This window comes from Hymenobacter agri (assembly GCF_054778495.1).
Window position 1 is genome coordinate 1 of sequence record NZ_BAAGZM010000730.1, and the last position, 1,862, is coordinate 1,862.

Sequence of the window (1,862 nt, forward strand, 5' to 3'; positions counted from 1 at the left end):
CGCCCCGCGCCGCACCAAAAAGAGCACCACGCTCACGCCCACCTCGCCGCCGGCTCCCGCGCCGCGTTAGGTTCGGCTCGCGCTTTGTGCCGCCCCGGCCAACTGCCTCTGGTAGTCTGGCCGGGGCTTTTTTATGCGAGCGGCAGAAGTTGGCACGCTTTTCGAATTACTCCCGACAGTAAACGAAAACAAACTTCTTAATTTCTTCAGCCATGTTCCGCACCGTTTTTACCCTCGCCCTGTCGATGTTCCTGCTGGCTGAAGCCAGTGCCCAAACCACGCCGGCCACCACCAAAAAAGCTTCGGCCAAAGCCACCGCCCGCGCCGCCAAAAAAGCCCGCAAGGCCGCCATCAAGTCGACGCCGAAAGTGGCGGTGCAGAACGACGGCTGGCCTCCCCTCGAAGAAACGACTACCGTGGCCTCGACGGCCACCGCCGCCAACGATGGCTGGGGCGCCGCTCCGGCTGCCAGCAGCAACCGCGGTGAAATTGACAACGCCAACGTGTATGCCTCGCCGGGCATGCCGGTGCACATCCGCACCAGCAACGGCATGGTGCCCTACAGCGTGCGCCCGCCCCGCAAGCCGGCCGCCGCTACTCAAACCACGCTCGGCAACTAATACAATAGCCGCAGCCCCGCACCCGCGAGGCTGCGGCTTCGTTTTTACCGCAGCTTCCATTGGCCGTGCACATCCTTCGGGGCTGAGGCGCGTATGCTGGGAGTTGCGGCCTTTACGGCCCGGCGCTACTGCCCAGTTTATTCGTTTCTCCGTTTCAGGTTGCTCACCATGAAGATGTTCCGTGCCATTATTACTTCCCTGCTGGTAGTTGCTGCCATGGCCGGCAGCGCCGACGCCCAGACCCGCCCGCGCAAAAAGGCCGTGCCGTACTCGGTGCGCGGGCCCCGCAAGGCCCCGCGGGCCAAAATCAATCCGCATACCGGCAAGCCCTATGGCTACGGCGTGCCCGAAGACATCAAGAACGGTACCATGTCGTACCTAGCGCCTAGTGTGCCCATGCGCAAGCAAGTAGGCTACCAAGCCAACGGCGGCTACAACGACAACCGCACTCCGCGTCCGCGCTACGTGAAGCCTGCCAACAGCAGCCTGAACCGCGATGCGGCGGCGCCACTGGCTCCCGGCAAAACTAAGGTGAAAGCCAAGCGCTAGGCTGGTAAATAAAGTTAAACGGCTGTCATCCTGAGCGCAGCGAAGGTCCTTTTCACGTTAAGAAATTCTGACGTGAAAAGGACCTTCGCTGCGCTCAGGATGACAGCCGTTTTGCGTTGTGCAACTAGGCCGCTGCTTCTGCCTCCGCTTCGGCGGGCACAGCCTGGTAGTAGAGCGTGCTGCAGTTTTCGGGGCGCAGCACCAGCTCGGCGGCGGCGCGCACGTCGGCTACGGTCACGGCCTGAATGCGGCGGCTTTCGTCGTTCACCAGGTTGGCGTCGCCCTGCAGCTTGCTGTAGGCCAGGTTGAGGGCGCGGTTCAGCAGGTCGATTTCGCCGAATACGAGGCTGCTTTCGGCCTGGTTCTTCACTTTTTCGAGCTCCTGCGCGTCCACGTCGTGGGCCAGCAGCTCGGCCACCACGGCCTCTACGGCGGCGTCGGCTTCCTCCAGGCTCACGCCATCGTTCAGCTTGCCGCTGATGACGAGCAGGCCGGGGTCGAGCGAGCCGGTGAGCGAGGCCGAGATGTTGTTGAACAGCGCCTGCTCCTTCACCAGGCGCTGGTGCAGGCGGGCCGACTTGCCGCGGCCGAGCACGTCGCTCAGCAAGTCGACGGCGTGGTAGCGCTCATCGGCCCGAGCGGGCATGTGGTAGGCTTTATACAGGGCGCTCAGCGGCACGGGGGCGGTGGCGG

Annotated in this window: 3 protein-coding genes; 2 read left to right on the forward strand and 1 reads right to left on the reverse strand. The window is 63.6% G+C overall.

Features of this window, described 5'->3' with window-relative positions; genetic code table 11:
* Positions 1–212 precede the first annotated feature (212 nt).
* Together ACYVDE_RS21485 and ACYVDE_RS21490 are read left to right on the forward strand one after the other, a co-directional pair.
* Positions 213–620 (forward strand): hypothetical protein, encoded by a 408-nt coding sequence (locus ACYVDE_RS21485; protein WP_460503583.1) that lies wholly within the window; start codon positions 213–215, stop codon positions 618–620.
* 168 nt (positions 621–788) lie between these two features.
* On the forward strand, positions 789–1,169 hold the full coding sequence (locus ACYVDE_RS21490; protein ID WP_460503584.1) for a hypothetical protein: 381 nt from the start codon (positions 789–791) through the stop codon (positions 1,167–1,169).
* Between the two features lie 124 nt (positions 1,170–1,293).
* On the opposite strand, the gene ACYVDE_RS21495 is transcribed toward ACYVDE_RS21490, so the two are convergent.
* The coding region (locus tag ACYVDE_RS21495) for a M16 family metallopeptidase (RefSeq protein WP_460503585.1) at positions 1,294–1,862 on the reverse strand (569 nt) is incomplete at its 5' end.